This is a genomic window from Flavobacterium sp. DG2-3, from assembly GCF_030730925.1.
GTDB lineage: Bacteria > Bacteroidota > Bacteroidia > Flavobacteriales > Flavobacteriaceae > Flavobacterium.
In genome coordinates, this window is the sequence record NZ_JAVAMB010000007.1 from 143,770 (window position 1) to 164,275 (window position 20,506).

Consider the following 20,506-nt stretch of genomic DNA (forward strand, 5'->3'; position numbering starts at 1 on the left):
ACTAAACCATTATATTAAAAAATTATGCTATATCCTCAAATTGAGAATACCGTTAAATCATTTGATTTTAAGCAGCTCTCTGAAGATCGCAAAGCAGTCCTGCAGCCATTAATCGACTTTATTCAGACTAAAGTGGACAGTAAGCTGGATACCAGACTAAACCTTATCTGCACACACAATTCAAGAAGAAGTCATCTGTCGCAAGTTTGGGCACAGACTGCGGCTGCCTATTACGGCATAAAAAATGTTTCCTGCTATTCAGGAGGGACTGAAGCTACTGCCCTGTTCCCTATGGCTGCCCAGACACTTCAGGATTCGGGATTTAAGATTAAGACTCTTTCAGAAGGATCAAACCCAGTTTATTCAATAAAATATTCAGCTGATGAACTTCCTGTCATCGGTTTTTCCAAAACCTATGATGATGACTTCAATCCTGAAAGCGGATTCGCTGCAATTATGACCTGCTCTCAGGCTGATGGCGGATGCCCGTTTATTGCAGGTGCCGAGAAAAGAATGCCGATTACCTTTGAAGATCCAAAAATTTCTGACGGAACGTCTCAGCAGAAAGAAACTTATCTGGAGCGTAGCCTGCAGATAGGAGCTGAAATGTTTTACGTATTCTCACAAATAAAAAAATAAAATGTCAGCAGATAACTGTACACCAGTCGTCGGACGCAAAAAATTAAGCTTCCTTGACCGATTTTTAACCCTTTGGATCTTCCTTGCTATGGCTATAGGCGTAGCAATAGGATACTTTATTCCTTCAAGCGGGGATTTTATCAATTCCTTCTCCAGCGGGACAACAAACATTCCATTGGCAATAGGACTCATCCTGATGATGTACCCGCCGCTGGCAAAGGTAAAATATGAGCAGATGGGGCAGGTTTTCAAAAATACAAAAGTCTTGGGAGCATCATTATTCCTAAATTGGATTGTAGGCCCTGTCTTAATGTTTTTATTGGCGCTGCTGTTTTTGAACGGATACCCAGAATACATGATTGGGGTAATCCTTATTGGTCTGGCACGCTGCATAGCAATGGTTGTGGTATGGAATGATCTGGCAGACGGTAATAGGGAATATGCTGCAGGACTTATTGCACTTAACAGTATATTTCAGGTGCTGTTTTACAGCGTCTATGCTTATATCTTTATAACCATCCTGCCTCCCTATTTTGGATGTGATGGATTTGAGGTAAACATCAGCATTGCACAGATTGCCGAGAGTGTGGGCATCTATTTAGGGATTCCTTTTGCGTTGGGGATCATAAGCCGTTATACTCTGACAGCCCTGAAAGGCTCTCAATGGTTCAAAAACAAGTATATGCCTTTAATCTCGCCAATTACTCTTATTTCTTTACTCTTTACAATCATTGTAATGTTCAGTCTAAAGGGAGAACTGATTGTTCAGATTCCTACGGACGTTGTGCGCATTGCCTTGCCGCTTGTGATTTACTTTACTTTGATGTTTATCATCAGTTTTTTTACAGGAAAATATTTTGGGGCTGATTATTCACAAGCTGCATCTATGGCTTTTACCGCTACGGGCAATAATTTTGAACTGGCAATTGCTGTGGCAATCGGTGTGTTTGGTATAAACAGCGGGCAGGCATTTGCTGGAGTAATAGGACCTCTTGTAGAAGTGCCGGCCTTAATTGCATTAGTAAACCTTGCATTCTGGTTTAGGTCAAAGTATTTTTACAAAACCGCTAAGAATTCGTAATTATTCTTACGCAGCCTTATGCAGAAAACAGACAACAAAATCCACAGATTTCGAAATAGTGTTTATACTTTTTTATATTGTAGCTGCTGTTCCTGAAAAAGTGTTTGTTATTTAATAAGACATTGGATAAAAACAGTATGTTTTTTTGAGTATAAATTAAAATAAGCAAAAATAAAAGGCATCATGATATACGAAAAAATAATTCAGACAGACGGGCCAGAAACTACACTGCTGATTCGTTTTATGGTTGGCATTGTCTTCCTTTCAGAAGGGATTCAAAAATATTTATTTTCTTTCCTTCTTGACGCAGAGCGCTTACAAAAAATAAGCTTGCCAGAATCTGAATTATTAGGAATCTTCGAGGGCTGGTTTGAAATATTCTGCGGCATTTCTTATTCTGATCGAATTCACTGCAAAATTAACAAGCATTCCTCTTGTAGCCACAATGATTACAGACATTTACGATTCCAAATGCAAAATATTTATTAATAAATAAAGGCTCTTGGAAAATGGTGCATGTAAGCCGTACCGATCGGGCGATGCTTGAAAATAGTTTCTGTTTATTAAACGTGCCGGGAGGTGGTCCATGGCAGAATTTGAGTAAAAAAAATGGAGCATAATGCAAATCTAAAAGAAATTTTTCAAGTATTCATAAAGCTGGGAACTATTGGCTTTGGAGGTCCTGCTGCACATATTGCGATGATGCACGAGGAAGTGGTTATAAAACGTAAATGGATGGCCGAGCAGCATTTTCTGGATCTGATTGGAGCAACTAGCCTTATTCCCGGCCCCAACAGCACCGAGATGGCAATCCATATCGGTTATATAAAAGGAGGCTGGAAAGGACTTCTTGTCGCCGGGTTCTGTTTTATCATGCCTGCGGTTCTTATCACAGGATTTTTTGCCTATTTGTACCGCAGCTATGGACAGCTCCCACAAGTGCAGCCTTTCATTTACGGAATCAAACCGGCAGTCATAGCCATAATTATTGGGGCAGTTTATCCCCTAGCCGTAAAATCGATAAAATCTTTACTTTTGGGTCTAATCGCAATAACTGTCCTTACTGCATCCATTTTAGGAATTAACGAAATTTGTCTGCTGTTTGGATCAGGCCTGCTTGCATCTGCTGTTTTTTACATTCAAAAAATGAGAACAGACAAACTGCAAAGTTTTACTCCATTTGCCTTGATGGCTATACCTCAAACTGCCTTTTGGTCAGGGGTAGATTCTAAACTTTTTTTAATCTTTCTTAAAATAGGTGCCATTCTTTACGGAAGCGGATATGTTCTTTTTGCCTTTTTAGATACAGAACTCGCTGCAAAGGGGCTGCTCACAAAACAGCAGCTTATAGATGCCATTGCAATTGGCCAGTTTACGCCCGGGCCGCTGTTCTCATCAGTAACTTTTATCGGCTATCAGATCAATGGTCTTTCGGGAGCGGCAATCTCAACCATTGCAATTTTTCTGCCGTCTTTTATTTTTGTTGCCCTGCTTCATCAGCTGATGAAAAAATTGCGCACTTCAAAAGGACTGGCCGTGTTTATGGATGCTGTTAATGTGGCTTCTATAGCGCTTATCGCTGCCGTATGCCTAGCCATGGCAAATGAAGCCATTACCGATTGGCGTACTATTGCAATTGCCGCTATCAGCTGCATTGCCATTTTTAAGCTAAAAAAAATAAACAGCGCCCTAGTGGTTATACTGGGCGCTGTTCTAGGCTATTTTTTGGCTTATCTGTAGCTGTGGCACAAAGGCATAAAAACTAAATATTGTGTGCAATAATGTCTTAATAAATGCCTTGCTTTTCAAGTATCTAATCTGCAGTGCCAAAAATATTCCTTTTTAAACGATGAACAATTGTCCTGCTAAAAAAGTTATAAACAAGCGTCCCTGCAGAGCAGCAAATAAAAACAAAATCACCAGGCTGCAAACTTAAATCCAATCCGTAATTTTAGCCCGCTCTATTTCTTTATTGCGAGCGGCTTTATAGGGCTTTGCCGGGAATCCCAGCTTCGAAATGAAGGGCTTAGACCATAGGCTTTTTGCAATGCCTATATGCCTGCTATAAATAAGTGCGGCTTCTAATTATTTTTCTGCTGTCCTGGAGCATAGGCTTTCGCGCTTTTATCCCCCGTCATTTTTTTTGCCTGCCCTGGAGGCACCTTGCCTGAGGAGGTATGGATATGCGCACTGCAGCCGCTAAGCAGTAAAGCAGCAAGCACAGACAGGACGCTCCCGAGTATTTTATTTTTTCGGTTTTGCATAAAAAGTTTTTTTTTTGATGGTTACAAGACAAATATACCCATTTTTGGAATACTATTAAAGAGAAATACTAAAGCTCTAAAAAACTTCAACCCACACATGCAAGATTAACTTCCAGCATTAGCGAGCCTCTTTTCCATTTCCAATTGCAGCGTCCAGTTATTAAAATATTTTGACATTCAGATGCTATGTTAATATCATTTTCCTTAATATTCCATTAAGACATCCTACACATGCATAATTAACATACTAAACCAATTTTGAAATGCGTTATTAATTAACTAACTTAAAAAAAGAAGAAACTAATGAAAAAAGCAAACACCAAATGTAGAATTTTCCTTTTGGCTTCATTATTTACCCTATTGCTTACAGGGTGCAGCAGTGATGGTAATAATGGGCCGCAGACATCAAAAGTAAGCGTGCGAATGACAGATGCACCGGGTGATTACGATCAGGTAAACGTTGAAGTATTGGACGTTAGAATTAAAAGCAGCTCTGAAACTGGCGAAGATGGCTGGGTTAGTATAGGAAATATTAAACCGGGAATATATAATTTATTGGATTTAACTGGCGGTGTAAATGTGCTTTTGGCAGAGAACGAAGTTCCATCTGGATATTTAGGCCAGATGCGATTAATTCTTGGAGATAAGAACACTGTTGTTAAAGACGGCGTGACTTATCCTTTAAAAACGCCAAGCGCGCAGGAGTCTGGCTTAAAATTAAAAGTAAACCAAACTTTGACAGCTGGCGTAACGTATGATTTTTTACTTGATTTTGATGTCGAGCATTCCGTTGTTGTAGAAGCAGGCGGTTCCGGCGGCTACAATCTGCATCCTGTAATCAGAGTGTCCACGGCTGCTGCATCTGGGATTATCAAAGGAATAATTACGCCTTTCAGCTTCCAGTCTGTAATATCGGTTCAGGTTGGGGACACAACTGTTTCTGCTTATACAGATGAATCAGGAGCGTTTCAGCTAAACGGTATCGCGGCTGGGAAGTATTCTGTAACCATTACGCCAGATGCTGCTTCGCAATTGCCAGCTTTGGTTGTTCCTAATGTAGTGGTCGTGAATGGCCAGATTACTAACATGAATACCTTAACACTAAAATAATAAAAGAGAAAAACAGCTAATACTGCTTGTTATTTTTTTAAGCAAAAATGCGTTAATTGAAATCAATTGGCGCATTTTTTACATTTGCCTCATCAAATTTGACACCTTCTCTGCTACAAAAGCTAATGCAAATTTTATAGATGTTTCGATTTTTAAATTTAGATGCAAATAGCACAATTTTCATCTCAAAAAGTTTTAGATTGTCTGTTACAAATAATAAAAATGTCTAAGAACAACTTGTTAAGATATGGGGTATTTTAATAGATTTTTGATCAATCCCGACAGGACATCTAAACCAATTAAGATATAATATTTGTAGTTCGATAACTTAACAGGATATGAACACCTTGAATGAGCTAAACAAAAATTAACATCTTTCAAAATAGTGCTAAAATAATTATCAGCGGTTAATTGTAGAATATAATTTAGAATTTTGCGAATAATTTCATTAACTGTTGTCCTATATAAATGTATTACTTGTCCAACTGCTACCAACAAGTGGTTATTCCTGGCATATAAAGGCATTATATCCAATCCAAATTTGGTGCAAATTCGTCAGCCCGTAAGGTGATTTTTTGTACTTTAGTACCAATATTGAAATGTATGGAACCAATCGATCCAAAATACAATAGCTATAGAATTCCCAGCACAAAAGAGTTTGAGGATGTTTTTACCCATTTTTATTTTGCTAAAAACAATACCCAAAAGGCGGTAGCAAAAACGCTGCTTCCAAACTTTCAAACCATTTTCGTGTTTAGTTTTGGCAAACCGGTTTATTTTAAAGCAAACCAAGGGGACGAAATAGAAGTTGGACGTTATCTATTTTTAGGCCCTGTCAAGCAGGCTCTCCCATACAGATTAGAGCCAGGTTCTGAAATCTTGGTTATTAATTTTAAGGACGACGCATTTTACAGATTTTTCGGAAAAGTAATCTTAAGCGGCCATGTACCATTCAATCCGGATGACTTGGGCATTGAAAACTGCTTTTCTGCCTTATGGGAGAAATTAAGGCAAATTGATGATCAAAATGACCGGATTAATTTCATCCTTGAATTCTGCCGGCCGTATTTGGCCGCAAAAAACAGTACATCAGAACTGCTGGTTAATTTTAAGGCCAGCATCTACAACCCCATTAAGTCTGTTGCGCAGCATACCCAGCAGAGCGAAAGAAGCATTCAATCGCATCATAAAAAAATTTTTGGATACAGTGCCAAGGAAGCAAACAGATACCATCGCTTCTTAAATGCAGTCAAACTTATTCAAAATACGGTAGCAGGCAGCAGCAGCGTTGAATGGTTTCAAGTCATTGAACAGTGCGGCTATTATGACCAAAGCCAGCTTATACACGATTTTAGACATTATCTGAATCTCACTCCAAACCAGTACTTGAAGCTCCAGCAGGACATCTGCAACCCGGTATCATAATCTGTGCTTCGTTTTCATACAATTTTACCTCCAATATCCCTTCTACTTTTGTCATGTTAAATCATATAAAAGTAAAGAAAATGAAACATTTGATTATTTATGCCCATCCCAACCCGGAAAGTTTAAGCGGCCATTTCAAGAACATATTGGCTAAACATCTTCAGGAAAATTCCCATGAAGTGGTAGTAAGGGACCTATACGAATTAAATTTTAGTCCCAGCCTTTCGCTCTCCGATATGTATGGGCAGCGAAAAGGGCAGGTAACAGATGACGTAAAGGAAGAGCAGCGCCTAATAGAATGGGCAGACTGCATATCATTTATACACCCAATCTGGTGGACTGGCCTGCCAGCGATTATGAAAGGTTACATTGACAGAGTTTTCAGCTATGGATTTGCGTACCGCTACGACCAAGGCGTCCAAAAAGGGCTTCTAAAAGGCAAGCAGGCCTTGATTATCAATACCCATGGAAAATCCCATGAAGAATACAATGCCATAGGCATGGACAAAGCGCTATCTCTCACCTCAGATACTGGCATATACGGCTATTGCGGATTTGAAATAAAAAACCACTTCTTTTTTGAAAAAGCCGACAGGCCCAGTCCTGAAAATATTGAAGGGTGGACCAGACAAATCTTATCGTCGATTTAAAAATAAGACTGTGATGAAAAACAGAACCAGAAAAAGGTTGTTTAAAGGGATGGCTTGAGTCTTGATGCATCAATTGAGAACTGACTCAAGTATCTGAAGATCGAATCTGAAAGATACCCGTCCAAAAAACTTAATGCATGCGATGAGGATGAAAGACAGCAATCAGCATTTAGGCAGCGAACTCCTCCAAAGAGACAGCGACAAAATGTTCAGCCCATAAATCCAAGTGTGATGTATGTCAATTTAATTTCGTGATGTAGGTCATCTGCTGTGAAGATTCAAAATCTGAATTTTACATCAAATTAAAAACAATAAAAAATGCAATCAAAACAACTTAGAATCGGTATAGTTGGTACCGGTATGATTTCAAATATAACAGCCCAGGCAATCAATGCGGCATCGAATGCTGCGATTTCTTCAATTTCTGGAAGGGACCCTGAAACACTGAACAATTTTGCCGACCAGCATCAAATAGCTTCCAGATACGATGACTGGAAAAAAATGATTGCCTCGAGTGATGTCGACGCCGTCTATATAGGTGTTCCGACTTCTGCCAAAGAAGAGATTGCAATTCAGGCCGCCAGAGAAGGAAAGCACATACTGGTGGAAAAGCCCTTTGCGGACTTTGAGTCCCTTAAGCGCATCTCGGCCTCTGCCAGGGAAAACAAAGTAGCATTCATGGATGCCACCCACTTCACCCATCATCCGAGAACCAAAAAAATTCAGGAAAATGCAGCCGTACAGATTGGAACTATACAAGGAATCCACACCTCTTTCTTCTTTCCGTTTCTTGACCGCACAAACATCAGATACAATACGCAACTGGAGCCTTTAGGCGCTATCGGTGATATGGGGTGGTATGTTGCACGCGCTATAGTAGAATATATGCCCAACGCAAGCGAAATATTGGATATCACGACTTTCATACAGCGTGATCCGCAAACCAATGCCATTTATCGCGGTTCTGGGATGATTAAATTCAAGGGCAATCCAATCTCAAACTGGGATATAGGCTACAATGCAGGGGTCTGCATTATGGATTTGGACCTTCTAGGTACTGAGGGCCTTATAACTATGGATGATTTTGTTCTGGACTGGTCAAAAGGATTTGCCTTTGATGATAAAAACCATATCGCGGGCTACACTCTTCGCAAAGGAATGGCAACCCCTAAAGAGTTTGAATATGTTGATTCCCCGACCGGCAAGGCCCAAACCGTTCACATGATAGAAAATTTCGCGGAGCTTATTTTTGAAGAAAACGGGCAAACCATCGAATCGGTGATAAAAAAAGCTGAAGATACCCAGTTTATATTGGATAGTATATCTAACAGCATTCAAGAGTAATAAACCATACTAAGCTTATCCCTTATATGCCCCATTTAATCTGAAATATAACTGAATGAGGATCAAGAAGTCATCCAGAATACGTATGTAGGAATCAGAATCTTATTGGCAGAGGGAAATTAGTTTAAAAAAAACAATAATGGAAAAAACTTCAGAGATAACAATCGTTGCAACAGCAATTGCCCTTCAGAATGAAGAACTAAATCTTCGCCGCGAACAAGAAAAGCTTGTCACTGAGACATTAAAGGAAAAAGGATGCATACGATATGAACTGCATCAGTCAAAAGATGATCCCAGAGTACTGGTTTTTGTTGAAACATGGGCCAGTGAAGAAGATTGGAGAGCCCACATGCAGGGCGAGGCAATAAAAAAATTCCAAGCCAGTGGCGCTGCCAGATGGATTGCAGATTTCACGCTGTACAGAATGACCAAAATAGCAGGGTAAAATTCAAAGATGCCTATAAATGAAAAGCTGGAGTGTACACTTCAGCTTTTTCATTATATTTGGCCAATTAATTTTTCAATCGCATCAAATACCATGGAAGAATACTATAGCCTGCTGAGAAAACACATCGAGGAGGTTAACCCCTTAACCGATCTGGAATGGGAAACAATAGCTGCATGCTTTGTATATAAAAAACTTCGAAAACATCAATTTCTCGTGCAGAAGGATGAATTGGTGCATTACAAAGCCTGGATAATTAAGGGGCTGTCAAAAACCTATGCCATTGACAGCGAAGGCAAAGAGCATATACTGCAGTTTGCAATGGAACAATATTGGACCAGCGATTTCAAGGCCTATCAAAACAAAACGCCGGCCACTATGTTTATCGACTGCATCGAAGACTCCGAATTTTTCTGCATCCGACTTGAGGACAGGGAAAAGCTTTGCCATGAAATACCTGAAATGTCAAATTTCTTCAGAGTGAAATCACACTACGGATACATTGCCTTAGAACAGCGCATCATGTCGCTGCTGAACGAAACAGCCGAGACCCGTTATAATAATCTTGTAAAAAAATTTCCTCATCTGGTTCACCGAGTACCTAAAAAACTTCTGGCTTCTTACTTAGGGATGACAAGGGAGACACTGAGTAGGCTTAAAGGATAGCAGGTGTGATTTAGGTCACTTTAAAATATTGATATGCCTCATCTTTCAGCATTCTTAATTGTTTAAAATTTGTAAAGTTAATTTTAAACAATACAAATATGAATACAATCAAGTATTTTCTGCTATCTGCGTCAGTTTTATTATCCGCGCATGTTTTTGCACAAAGCAAATTGGAAGTTGTTGCTGAATTCCCTAGCGAAAGGCCTGGGAATATTGCCGTATCCCCTGAAGGGCGCATTTTTATCACTATGTCTGCTTTGGTCAGTTCAAAGCATATGGTCAGGGAAATACTATCGGACGGATCTACAGTTCCGTTTCCCGAGGAAGAATGGGTAATGCAGCCCAATTCCAGCAATAAGGGCGTCAGCGGCACTATAGGGATCCAGGTAAGCAGCGATAATATGCTTTGGGTATTGGATATGGGAAACCCGGGCGCAGCGCTAAAACAAAATCCAAAGCTGATCGGCTGGAATATTGCCACGAGAAAGCTGTTTAAAGTTTTCATAATTCCAGATACGGTCCTCACTGCAACTTCCTTTCTTCAGGACTTTATCATCGACATGAAAAATGGCACCGCAGTAATTGCCGATATGACCAGTTCAATCGGCGGCCAAATTAACCCGGCTCTGATTATTGTAAACCTGAATACAGGTTTTGCCAAACGCGTTTTACAGGACCACCCTTCCTTTTTGCCAATTAGCGACCCGATTATTGTCGATGGCATAAAAGTGATCCATAAAAAGGCAGACGGCACAGCCATGCAGCCACGAAACGGTCTGAATCCAATTTCAATAGACAAGGAAAATAATTTTATATATTTTGGAGCCATGGGCGCAAAGAAAATTTATAAAATCCCCTCCTCAGTGCTGGCTGACGAAAGCCTCTCCAATGAATCGCTCGCAAAATACATTTCCTTTTATGCCGACAAGCCAATTTCAGACGGATTTAAAGTCGGTGAAAATGGCAATATATATGTAACTGACGTTCAGGAAAATGCTGTAGGAGTAAGCAGTCCGCAAGGATATAAAAAATTATTAGCAGACAAAAGGCTTTCGTGGCCTGACGGTGTGGCCCTATATAAAGGATACTTGTATATCGTAGCCAATCAGCTGCACCATCTGCCATTGCTTAATAATGGAGTAGATGCAAGCAGACCGCCGTACTACGTTTTCAGAATGAAGATAGATTAAAAATGTATTTTTTGCATTCGCTTTTGGCAACCCTGCATTCCGGTCATTGAAAGCTGGACTTCATATCTTATTACACAAAAAGCTAAGGCGAATTTTACATATTCCCTTCACTTTAATGATGAGATTATATAAAATAAAGTGGCTAAAATGGACTCTTAACTTTATCTATATTTTACGTTAGCAAATCAATTAAAACTCAAACTGAAATTTATAGAGCTAAAGAAAGACAATTCTGCTTTACACAGTACAATCATTTCATATCCTCTGAAATATTTGTAGAATTGAATATTGCTTTACCACCCCATCAAGCATTTTCTTAATAATCCCAAAAACTATCATCACGCACCCCGCCCCCAAGATGATAATTACATAAACTCCGCGCTTTTTCCTGTAAGCTTAAATCGAGCTAACCTGCTAATTTTAACCCTGCTAATTATTAAAATCAAAAACCATGGAAAACACGCATAATTTCAGCCCCGAAGAGCTCCAAAACTGCCCATACCACCAGATGCTGGCCGCTCAGGATAATAAAAATAAAGATGCCAGGCGCGAGAACACCGGAGACTGGGGCGATATCGATGAGACAGATGAGGCAGGCACTGACCCGGACCGCAATGAAAAAAGCGGCAGCGATGACCCGACAGATGCCCGCTCGGGCAGAAGTACAAACACCTAACCTTTTGCAAAAAGAATTATTAATTCAAAATCAAGTATCATGAGCGACGACTTAAAAAACAAAGGACAGCAGGACCGCTCCCGCATCAATATGAACGAGGACCACGAGGTCGCGTATTGGACAGAGAAATTCAATGTCAGCCGCGAAGAGCTCCAAAGGGCAGTAGATGAGGCAGGCAACTCAGCCGACGCCGTAGCACGCGTGCTGCGCGCAAAATAGCACTAGCCAATAAAAAGAACCTGATCCCCGGCATGCCAACAGATGTTTCGGGGATTTTTTGCCTGAATGATACAGTACATCTAAGAGTAAAACAGCCCGAGGCGTCAGGGCTTTATTTACCACTCATTTAAAGACAGCACACATGGGAAAGAAAAAAGATAATAAGACAGCGCAAATCAACACGCTTTTAAAAGCAGGTACGCCAGGAAGCATGCCAGAGGGCATCAGACCCATGCTGGCAGTTTTGGTAAACGCGCCCTTTGATGACACGCAGTGGAGCTTTGAGGTCAAATGGGACGGCTACCGCTCCCTGGCCTATATAAACAAAGGCGAAGTATCTTTGGCCTCCAGAAACAACAAGCCTTTTACGGGCAAATATTACCCTATCACCCAGGCCCTGCAAAAGTGGAAAAGCAATGCAGTGCTTGACGGGGAGATACTGGTTTTAAAAGAAGACGGAAAGGCGGATTTCAGCGCGCTGCAGAACTGGCGCAGCGAAGCGGACGGGCATCTGGTCTATTATGCCTTTGACATTCTCTGGTACAATGGGATAAACCTCATGGAGCTGCCCCTTACAGAGCGCCAGGCCATTTTAAAAGAAATACTGCCTAAAGATGACGACCGCATACGCCTGAGCCAAAGCTTTGAGGGCGGCATTGATTTTTTTCAGACCGCCAGCGCAATCGGACTTGAAGGGATCATGGCCAAAAGAAAGGATTCCCTCTACATCCCAGAGAGCCGAAACAGGCAGTGGCTGAAGATAAAAGCGCAGAGGCGCCAGGAAGTGGTTATCGCGGGCTATACCCGAAACGAGGACTCCTCCAAACTCTTCAGCTCGCTGCTGCTGGGCTTTTACCAGAACGGAACCCTTCAGTATGCCGGCAAGGTCGGCACAGGCTTTACCGATAAGATGCAGAAAGAAATGATGCAGGAGTTCGCGCCCCTTATCACCAAGACCATCCCCTTTGCCTCGGAGCCCGATATCAACAAGCCCTCACGATTCCGCCCCAACCCGCCGCATGCAAAGGCGGTCTGGCTCAGACCCGAACTGGTCTGCGAGGTCAGCTACGCCGAGATCACATCCGACGGGGTTTTCCGCCACCCATCCTTTGAAGGGATGCGAAGCGATAAAAAAGCGGCCGATGTAACCTTGGAGAAAGAAGCGGAATCGGGGGCGGTTTTAAAGGACAATGACCCAGAAACGAAGGCACCCGTTACCTCTCCCCTTACCGCCCCAAAAGCAGGCGGTCCAAAGACACTGTTAAACCCGACTGAAGAGACCCAGACCAAAAAGATCAAAGGACAGAACATGACCTTCTCGCACCTGAGCAAAGTATACTGGCCCCAAAGCGGTTACACCAAACGCGATATGTTCAACTATTACTACAAGGCGGCCGAATTCATCCTTCCATACCTTAAAGACCGGCCATTGTCGCTTAACCGTTTCCCCGGGGGCATAAACGGCAAGAGCTTCTACCAGAAAGACGTGAAGGGAAAAGCCCCTGAGTGGGCAGAGACTTTCCCCTACACGACCAGTGACGGTGAGGGAAAAGAATTCCTTGTAGGCGGGGATGAGAAAACCCTGCTTTACATGGCATCCCTCGGCTGCATTGAGATGAACCCGTGGTTCAGCCGCGTGCAGCATCCCGACAATCCCGATTACTGCGTGATTGACCTTGACCCGGACCAGAATACTTTCGGGCAGGTCATAGAGGCCGCCTGCGAGGTTAAAAACATCCTTGACGCGCTGGACATCACAGGATACGTGAAAACCTCAGGCTCCACCGGCATCCATATCTACATTCCCCTTGGCGCCAAATACAGCTATGACCAGTCCCAGATGTTCGCAAAAATGATCGTTTCGATCGTGCACGGACAGCTATCGGAATTCACAAGCCTGGAGCGCCAGATCAAAAACCGCGGCGGGAAGATGTATCTGGACTTCCTTCAGAACCGTCCCGGCGCCACAATCGCCTGCCCTTATTCGCTGCGGCCAAAACCGGGCGCCACGGTCTCCATGCCCCTGCACTGGGAGGAGGTCAGAAAAGGGCTGGAGATTAAGGATTTCACCATTGAGAACTCCATAGCGCGCATGAGGGCTCAAGGGGATATTTTTAAAGGGGCGCTGCAAAAGGGAATTGACATGAGAAAAGCAGTCGCCAAAGCACAGAGCCTCTTTTTTTAAAGAACTGTCCCTGCAGCTATAAGTTAGAACATTTATAAACCAAAACACCCGTTATGACCACAAGCTATTTCCTTACCGGCTCTTTTAATGATCAGGACAACGATTTTGAAATTGCCATCACCATCCCAGACCAGCATTCCCAAGCTTCATCGGAAATGTACACTCTAGTGCTGAAGGATATTTCCGGCGAACGAAGAACGCTCTGGCAGACATCGCAGCCGGATTTAATGGAGTGCCTGGATGCGCTGGACGTGTTCCTGTCTGAAAATTTTATTGTTCTTTACAGTAAGATACTTACCTCTGCCCAGCGGGATGCCGCTGCTGACAAGGAGCTGGAAGGGTTTATTTTAAACAGGCTTGGATGGTTGGAATAAACTCTCATGGCCGCAGATAATGTGTTTTGGGCATCGGATATGGGAAATCCGGGCGCAGCGCCAAAACAAAACCCAAAGCTGATCGGCTGGAATATAGCCGCGGGAAAGCTGTTTAACATTTTCATAATTCAAGATACAGTGCTCACTGCAATCTTCAGGACTTTATCATCGACATGAAAAATAGCAATGCGGTAATTGCCGATATGACCAGTTCGATGGGCGGCCAAATTAATCCCGCTATGGTTATTGTGAACCTGCAGACAGGTTTTGCAGGACAACCCGTCTTTTTTGCCAATAAGCTGCCCTATTATTGTCGATGGCGTAAAAGTGATCATAAAAGTCAGACGGCACAAAGCGGGCTCCCTAGCCCCGATAGAAGCGGAAATCCTTCTGCGCCGGAATCCGGCGCAGAATATTACTTCGTCAGTTCGTTATCGCTCATGTGCGGCGGATAGCTTGGACAGCTCAAAAAAATATAAAAAAACAAAACAACTGCCCCATCCAAAGCCTTGACCGGTTTTTGTTTTTTTCCTAATTTTATCCTATGGCCCCAAGAGAGATAAAACGTTATTTTGAAGCCTTCCCGTCTCCAAAGGAGGCGCTGTGGAAGCCGTGGGCCAGAATAACCGATTCGGAGCTTTTTCTCAAGAGCTGCTACTCGGCCATAAACAATTACAAAGGCCCAATTGATAGTTGCCCGGCATTCTGGAACCAGAAGGATTTTATATGAATATAAGGGAAAAACTACAGGGAGCGCAAAATCAAAACCAGAATCCGCGACCGGAGACAGTAAGGCAGGAACCCTAAAACGGAAAAAGCCGGCGGCTTTGTGAGATCCAGCCGAAGACGCAGATCATTAAACGCCTGAACCTGATTTGGAATAACGGGGCTTCACGTAGTGGCTAGAAAAATAAAAAATTGAGATGCATAGAGAAAAAAGCCAGACAGCCCTTGATATGGGCCGCACCATGAAGAATCTTATCGAAGAATATTACAGCTGCGAAAAAACTGCGCCTCAGGGCATCCCCTCGGCAAGCTATTTTGCAGAAAAGCTTGGCATGGATTATGAATATTTTGAAGACCTGATCTTTAAGCAGAACGGCTTATCCGCAGAAGGCTTCATATCTTTAGAGCTTGCCCGCAGGGCCAGATTAAAACTTTTTGACACTTCAAGATCCATTGCTTTTACCGCCTCCGAACTGGGCTTTAAAAGCACAAGCGGGTTTGAGCGTTTCTTCAAGAGACAGACCGGATTCACGCCCTTTAAGTACAGGGAAATAATAAAAAAGAATTTTACAGGAAGGCGCTGAAAAATCAGCCCTGCATTTCAGTCAATAAATCCCAGTCCTGCTCTTTAATTTCACTATAATCATGGCTGCCGGCTTTAAATAGCATACCCTGACCGGGAAAACAGGGCTAAAGAGCTGCGGGCAAAGGCTTCTTCCTGCTGCTGCAGAAAGCATTAATTCAGTAAAAAAGATCCATCTAATTGCGTAAATTTGCACATCTTGTAAAAAAACCAGACGGATTGTTTTTTTCCACAGACCCGATGCCAGACCCGTATAATGGAGACCATGCTGCTGCTTTGTTATCTGGATCTTGTCTCTTTAAATGAGCTTACAGACTAGAGCAGCCTTAATAAACCAGACAGAAATTATTCCTAGGCATCGGGCAGGTTTCTATATATTCTGGGGCGCTTTTATAAATTAACTTTCAAATAAGGAAAGATTTTTACAGGTCTTTTTTATTCCACTCCCGGGTCAGGACATCATAAAGCAGTTCTTTTAGCCTCTGGAACGAGCTGGGCTTCACAGCATAAATATCAGCTCCCAAAGCATAGCAGATCTTGATGTTTTCTGGCGTGCTGCTGGTGGAGAGCATGACCACTCTCCATCCTTGGAGAACCCCACCTGCATTTCTTAACTGGAATTCCATGCTAAGTTAGCACATGCGGCTGCCGGAAAGAACAAAATGAAGAAGTCTGAATAAAAAAAGCAGCAGACAGCAACTGGCTGGCATCCCACAGCGGGCACCCGAAACGCGCCTGCCTTTTCGAGGATAAAAAATTTTACCGGAAAAGGACGATCACAGGGCTGTAAAAACCCCCTCGGGACCTTCATGAGATTCTTCTTGTGCAGAAAATGGAAAAATGGCCCGCGCAGCACCGCAGGGATAAAATAAACGGACAGCGTCCCGAACCCGGCACCATTTACATACAATTAAACAGCCCGCATCTGAACTGCGGTGCTGTCTTCTGTAAGGATCCCAGCCTTTTCAGGTAAGAATGAACCCTTTCTTATCTCTTGCAAATGCGCTCCAGTCGATCATAAAAACAGCCCACAGCAGCTTTTTAAGCTCCTGAAACGTGGCGGGCTTCACGGCATAGAGATCCGCCCCCAGCGCGTAGGAAAGCTCAATGTTTTCAGGATTCCTGCTTGTGGAGAGCATAATTACCTTAAGGCAGCCAAAAGGCCCCTCTGCGCCTTTTATCTGCCTTAGGCATTCAAACCCGTTTTTTCCGGGCATGTTGATATCTAAAAACAGCAGCTCGGGCATCTGCGCCCCGCTCCCCGAAAGGCACTGCAGAAGCTGCCCTCCGTCGGCGGCCTGTCCAACGGTAATATTCAGATCAAGCTCATCCACTGCATCGAGAAAGAGCAGCCTGTCATCCTCGTCGTCATCGGCATGGAAAATAAACTTATGGAAATTCTGGGGCTCAGACATCGTTTTCAAATTTAGGGCAGTTCAATTAAGGGCAAATGAATCTGCAAAAGTTATACTAAAAAATTAATACAATCCTTGTAATGGGTAAACGATAGAAATATGTCCGCATGCGGCTGGTGAACTGCAAATATAGGGCTAATTTTTCAGAAAATCGCTGCAAATGATGCAAATCTGCAGAGCCTGCCAAAATCCAGCGTATGGCGCCTTTGAATGCAGGAACAGTTAACCTGCGGGTCCAGCGGCAGTAAAAATTACATTTTTCCCCTGCCATAGTATGCCGCTATTGCCGCAAAACTTTCTTCCAAAATTTTAGCCCCGATTGCTTCGCCAGTTCGCTTCGCTCGTGTGCAGTGGAAATACTATGCGCCGGGCGTTCCGGCGCATAGATTGCAACGGATAGCGGGAAAAAGCTCCTAAAAACACACAGTCAAATCCCAAACCCCGGCCTAGTCCCCTTGAAGAGAGACCGCATCTTCAATATGCTCCGCACTAATAAAGGCGGCAATATGCTGCCGGGCATCATTTCTCTTTTCTGCACCAGTCTCAAATGCATTGATGTCAAACTTGGACCATTAAAAGTTTGCCATGGCCATATCAGAAATAGTAGAACAAGCCTCTCACAGGTATTTGCCCCTTCCTGAAAGAAAATGGAAATATTTCCAGCAGTGGGACGATACCTTTTTTTTGCATTGGAGCGTTAAGCCAGAACTCATATCGGAACTGCTTCCGACAGGTTTGGTGCTGGACACTTTTCAAGACAAAGCTTGGATATCACTGGTGGCTTTTGATGTTCATAAAATGAGAATGCATTATATCCCTCGTATTCCCTACATATCCAATTTTAAGGAAATAAATGTTCGGACCTATGTGCTGAATAATGGAATCAAAGGTATTTACATGCTTTCCATAGAAACTAACAAAATTATTGAAGTTTTACTCACCCGAACATTTTTAGAATTGCCCTATAGGAAGTCCTACATCAAAAAATCCATAAATACTTTATTTTCTTCGAATGGCGTGAAGAATTACAAGCTTTTATTCAGCTATAAAAAAATAGGAATTCCAATTATAAAAACGCCGCTGGATTACTGGTTAAACAGAACGACATTGCTTGTACAATGCCACCGGAAATAAACTTTTCCGCCATGACATACATCATAAAGAATGGAATCTAGAAGAAATTGACATTCCTATTACTGAAATAAATTATAATTTCAACAGCATTTCTTTAAATAAACATCCAGAAAAGCTTCATTATTGCCAATCTATCGATGTTCTTTTATGGAGCAGGAAAAGAATTTTATAAATTAGAAATTACGGATTGTAGAGAGCTCTTCCTTGTTTCGTCTATCTGATTGCATTTTAAGGAATCTGAATTCTGTAATGAATAGCGGGCAATGTATAAAGACGGAATTTAATGAACTGCAATACTGTTATGTAAAATACTCTGCCAAAAGAAAATTCCCCGTAAATACGGCTTTGCGTAAAGGCTACTGCAGATCATGGGTAATAATTTTGAATATTTCCTGCTGCTGCCCTTCCATTGATTTTAGCTTGTTGGAGCTCCAGCTCTCTCCGATGTTCGGGATCAATAAGTCGTCTGGTTTAGGAATTTTTGAATCAATTCAATTGCCCCTTGCGGATGGCTCATATGCGGGCAGTGTTCAGTAGCATTCATTTTCTCAAATGTGCTTCCCTTTATTTTTCCGTGGATGTAATGCCCGACTTCTTCCGGGGCAATGCGCGGGCACTGCAGCCGCGACATTGTTAAATTGGAAAGGTCTTCCCTGCTGCCAATAAAAAACGCATTTTTACAGTCTTCTCTCTGCCTGTTATTTTCGCCGGCATATCCAGCGCATAAATAGCGCTTTCAGGCCGCAAGAATTGGCAGATAGATCCAAAAAACTGTTCCTTTTCCCGGCATGCTTGTAAAATTGATAGTCCCGTTATGATTCTCGACAATGCGCTTGCATAAGGCCAGCCCTATGCCATTGCCGCTGTACTGGCCCTTTTGGTGCAGACGCTGGAACATATCAAAGATTCGGGCAGAATACTCGCTGTCCATTCCAATTCCATTATCTTCAATTGAAATTAGATAAAAATCACCGCAAGGGGCTGCAGGATCAAAGGCAGTGTCGCTTTTATCTGAAATTATACGGCTGGAAATGTTCACTTCGGGCTTGAGCGCATTAAATTTCAGCGCATTATTTATCAGATTGTAAAACAGCTGGCGCAGCTGGGTTTCAATCCCGGTAACAACCGGAAGCCCATTTAAGTTTACAACGGCTTTTTTTTCTTCAATAATCAGACTCAGGTCCTCTAGAGCTTGAGCTGCAACATCATTAAGATCGGCCTCTTTAATAAATTTATCATGATTGTTTACACGGGAATAATTAAGAACATCTGAAATCAAATTTGATAGCCTGCCGGCCGCCAGCGTAATTTTATCAAAATAATAAAGCGTTTTCTGCCCTTCGGTTAAATGTTCTGCCGCCCTTGAGATCATGATCATGATTTTTCGAAGCGGCTCCTGCAGATCGTGGCTTGTTATAAAAGCGAACTGTTCCAGCTCCTTATTTTTAAATTTAAGTTTTGAGTTTGCGCTTTGCAGTTCAAGCTGCATCTTTCGAAGCTCCGAATTATCCTTTAAAGCTTCAACAATCATTTTCTGGGCATTGTTATTTATAAAATAGATAAGCCAGCTCTTAAAAGAGCCGTCTTCCGACTTATTCGGCATAATGGAAACATTATGCCAGATATAAATGCCATCTTTTTTAATTCGGATTTCAGCAGAAAAATCTCTTCTGTTTTTTTTAACATTCTTCCATCCTTCCAATATCGGATGCACATCATCATGATGTATAAATGCCCCAAGGTTTTTTTTGTCAAAAATGGCTAGGGGGGTTTTCAGATAAGCTTTGAATGCATGGTTTGATAACAGAACAGTGCTTCTGTCGTTGACAATGCAGATCAAAACGGGAATTGTATCCACGAGATTTCTGTATTGGTTTTCACTTTCGCCCAGCTTTTCTGAAAGTGCTGCAAGCTCGATATTTTTTTTTCTGATTTCATCATAAGCCGAAATCGGCGGCTCATATTTAAAGTAATCTGCCAGAGCATTTATTTTTGCATCTGAAAGAAGCCCCGGCGAAGAAACCTGATGGCTTAATATGGTTTTTGACTGGCCGCCGGCATAACTGTATCCTATGCTGCCTGATAATTTATCAGCATATTTGTAAGCTTCTGGATTGCATCCCCTGAGATCAACCTGATCGGTAAGCACCGCCTGTATTTCTTTGCGGCCTGCTTTGATGGTATTGATTCCCAAAACAAGCACAGAATTTTTTCCGCTGGCAATTGAGCATCTTGCCACTTCTGAAACTGCAGTGGAAAACCGGGTCTGCGACGCTATGGGCAGGCCGCACATTTCAGCAATTTTCATTGAACGCTTATGAGCCAGTATGAGGTCCATTTCATTGTCAAGACTAATTTTTACAATTTCCTCCATAAAGCT

The 20,506-nt window shown here is 42.3% G+C and carries 23 protein-coding genes; 20 read left to right on the forward strand and 3 right to left on the reverse strand.

The window, feature by feature from the left end; genetic code table 11:
- The first annotated feature begins 24 nt into the window (after positions 1 to 24).
- The 18 genes from Q9Q97_RS11875 to Q9Q97_RS11955 all read left to right on the forward strand — a co-directional run bounded on the left by Q9Q97_RS11875 (position 25) and on the right by Q9Q97_RS11955 (position 15,578).
- A complete protein-coding gene (locus tag Q9Q97_RS11875; protein WP_306157231.1) occupies positions 25 to 639 on the forward strand; it encodes a low molecular weight phosphatase family protein in 615 nt (204 codons plus the stop codon).
- 1 nt (position 640) lies between these two features.
- Positions 641 to 1,720 carry an ACR3 family arsenite efflux transporter gene (gene arsB, locus Q9Q97_RS11880; RefSeq protein WP_306157233.1) on the forward strand — a complete coding sequence of 360 codons (1,080 nt, stop codon included), beginning with the start codon at positions 641 to 643 and terminating at the stop codon, positions 1,718 to 1,720.
- Positions 1,721 to 1,903: 183 nt separating this feature from the next.
- Complete coding sequence (locus tag Q9Q97_RS11885) at positions 1,904 to 2,209, forward strand: DoxX family protein (protein ID WP_306157235.1); 306 nt, start codon at positions 1,904 to 1,906, stop codon at positions 2,207 to 2,209.
- A 120-nt stretch (positions 2,210 to 2,329) separates the two neighbouring features.
- Positions 2,330 to 3,460 (forward strand): chromate efflux transporter, encoded by a 1,131-nt coding sequence (gene chrA, locus Q9Q97_RS11890; protein WP_306157237.1) that lies wholly within the window; start codon positions 2,330 to 2,332, stop codon positions 3,458 to 3,460.
- Between the two features lie 827 nt (positions 3,461 to 4,287).
- The gene (locus Q9Q97_RS11895) at positions 4,288 to 5,094 is read left to right on the forward strand and encodes a DUF4382 domain-containing protein (RefSeq protein WP_306157238.1); all 807 of its coding nucleotides are present in this window, start codon (positions 4,288 to 4,290) and stop codon (positions 5,092 to 5,094) included.
- Positions 5,095 to 5,697: 603 nt separating this feature from the next.
- A complete protein-coding gene (locus tag Q9Q97_RS11900; protein ID WP_306157240.1) occupies positions 5,698 to 6,519 on the forward strand; it encodes an AraC family transcriptional regulator in 822 nt (273 codons plus the stop codon).
- 80 nt (positions 6,520 to 6,599) lie between these two features.
- Entirely contained in the window at positions 6,600 to 7,169 is a 570-nt protein-coding gene (locus Q9Q97_RS11905) for an NAD(P)H-dependent oxidoreductase (protein WP_306157242.1), read from the forward strand.
- A 318-nt stretch (positions 7,170 to 7,487) separates the two neighbouring features.
- The gene (locus Q9Q97_RS11910) at positions 7,488 to 8,513 is read left to right on the forward strand and encodes a Gfo/Idh/MocA family protein (RefSeq protein ID WP_306157244.1); all 1,026 of its coding nucleotides are present in this window, start codon (positions 7,488 to 7,490) and stop codon (positions 8,511 to 8,513) included.
- Between the two features lie 139 nt (positions 8,514 to 8,652).
- A complete protein-coding gene (locus Q9Q97_RS11915) occupies positions 8,653 to 8,958 on the forward strand; it encodes a putative quinol monooxygenase (protein ID WP_306157246.1) in 306 nt (101 codons plus the stop codon).
- A 93-nt stretch (positions 8,959 to 9,051) separates the two neighbouring features.
- The gene (locus Q9Q97_RS11920) at positions 9,052 to 9,624 is read left to right on the forward strand and encodes a Crp/Fnr family transcriptional regulator (protein WP_306157248.1); all 573 of its coding nucleotides are present in this window, start codon (positions 9,052 to 9,054) and stop codon (positions 9,622 to 9,624) included.
- Between the two features lie 98 nt (positions 9,625 to 9,722).
- Complete coding sequence (locus Q9Q97_RS11925; protein WP_306157250.1) at positions 9,723 to 10,814, forward strand: L-dopachrome tautomerase-related protein; 1,092 nt, start codon at positions 9,723 to 9,725, stop codon at positions 10,812 to 10,814.
- A gap of 451 nt (positions 10,815 to 11,265) precedes the next feature.
- Positions 11,266 to 11,490: a hypothetical protein gene (locus tag Q9Q97_RS11930; protein ID WP_306157252.1), complete on the forward strand. Its 225-nt coding sequence runs from the start codon at positions 11,266 to 11,268 to the stop codon at positions 11,488 to 11,490.
- 39 nt (positions 11,491 to 11,529) lie between these two features.
- On the forward strand, positions 11,530 to 11,709 hold the full coding sequence (locus Q9Q97_RS11935; protein ID WP_306157254.1) for a DUF3606 domain-containing protein: 180 nt from the start codon (positions 11,530 to 11,532) through the stop codon (positions 11,707 to 11,709).
- A gap of 142 nt (positions 11,710 to 11,851) precedes the next feature.
- The gene (gene ligD, locus Q9Q97_RS11940; protein WP_306157256.1) at positions 11,852 to 13,894 is read left to right on the forward strand and encodes a DNA ligase D; all 2,043 of its coding nucleotides are present in this window, start codon (positions 11,852 to 11,854) and stop codon (positions 13,892 to 13,894) included.
- 53 nt (positions 13,895 to 13,947) lie between these two features.
- On the forward strand, positions 13,948 to 14,268 hold the full coding sequence (locus Q9Q97_RS11945; RefSeq protein WP_306157258.1) for a hypothetical protein: 321 nt from the start codon (positions 13,948 to 13,950) through the stop codon (positions 14,266 to 14,268).
- Between the two features lie 173 nt (positions 14,269 to 14,441).
- Positions 14,442 to 14,723: a hypothetical protein gene (locus Q9Q97_RS11950; RefSeq protein ID WP_306157260.1), complete on the forward strand. Its 282-nt coding sequence runs from the start codon at positions 14,442 to 14,444 to the stop codon at positions 14,721 to 14,723.
- Positions 14,724 to 14,812: 89 nt separating this feature from the next.
- Positions 14,813 to 14,998, forward strand: a complete 186-nt coding sequence (locus Q9Q97_RS23275) for a hypothetical protein (RefSeq protein WP_371878214.1) — start codon at positions 14,813 to 14,815, stop codon at positions 14,996 to 14,998.
- A gap of 193 nt (positions 14,999 to 15,191) precedes the next feature.
- Positions 15,192 to 15,578 (forward strand): AraC family transcriptional regulator, encoded by a 387-nt coding sequence (locus tag Q9Q97_RS11955; protein ID WP_306157261.1) that lies wholly within the window; start codon positions 15,192 to 15,194, stop codon positions 15,576 to 15,578.
- A gap of 421 nt (positions 15,579 to 15,999) precedes the next feature.
- On the opposite strand, the gene Q9Q97_RS11960 is transcribed toward Q9Q97_RS11955, so the two are convergent.
- Both Q9Q97_RS11960 and Q9Q97_RS11965 read right to left on the reverse strand, forming a co-directional pair.
- Positions 16,000 to 16,203 (reverse strand): hypothetical protein, encoded by a 204-nt coding sequence (locus Q9Q97_RS11960; RefSeq protein ID WP_306157263.1) that lies wholly within the window; start codon positions 16,201 to 16,203, stop codon positions 16,000 to 16,002.
- A 339-nt stretch (positions 16,204 to 16,542) separates the two neighbouring features.
- Positions 16,543 to 16,992 (reverse strand): response regulator, encoded by a 450-nt coding sequence (locus Q9Q97_RS11965; protein WP_306157265.1) that lies wholly within the window; start codon positions 16,990 to 16,992, stop codon positions 16,543 to 16,545.
- Between the two features lie 585 nt (positions 16,993 to 17,577).
- Here Q9Q97_RS11965 and Q9Q97_RS11970 point away from each other — a divergent pair.
- Together Q9Q97_RS11970 and Q9Q97_RS23280 are read left to right on the forward strand one after the other, a co-directional pair.
- Positions 17,578 to 18,126: a DUF2071 domain-containing protein gene (locus Q9Q97_RS11970; protein WP_306157267.1), complete on the forward strand. Its 549-nt coding sequence runs from the start codon at positions 17,578 to 17,580 to the stop codon at positions 18,124 to 18,126.
- A complete protein-coding gene (locus Q9Q97_RS23280; RefSeq protein ID WP_371878215.1) occupies positions 18,104 to 18,298 on the forward strand; it encodes a hypothetical protein in 195 nt (64 codons plus the stop codon). Before Q9Q97_RS11970 ends, Q9Q97_RS23280 begins: the two co-directional genes overlap by 23 nt.
- Before the next feature lie 564 nt (positions 18,299 to 18,862).
- Here Q9Q97_RS23280 and Q9Q97_RS11975 read toward each other — a convergent pair.
- Positions 18,863 to 20,500 (reverse strand): ATP-binding protein, encoded by a 1,638-nt coding sequence (locus tag Q9Q97_RS11975; protein WP_306157269.1) that lies wholly within the window; start codon positions 20,498 to 20,500, stop codon positions 18,863 to 18,865.
- Positions 20,501 to 20,506 lie beyond the last annotated feature (6 nt).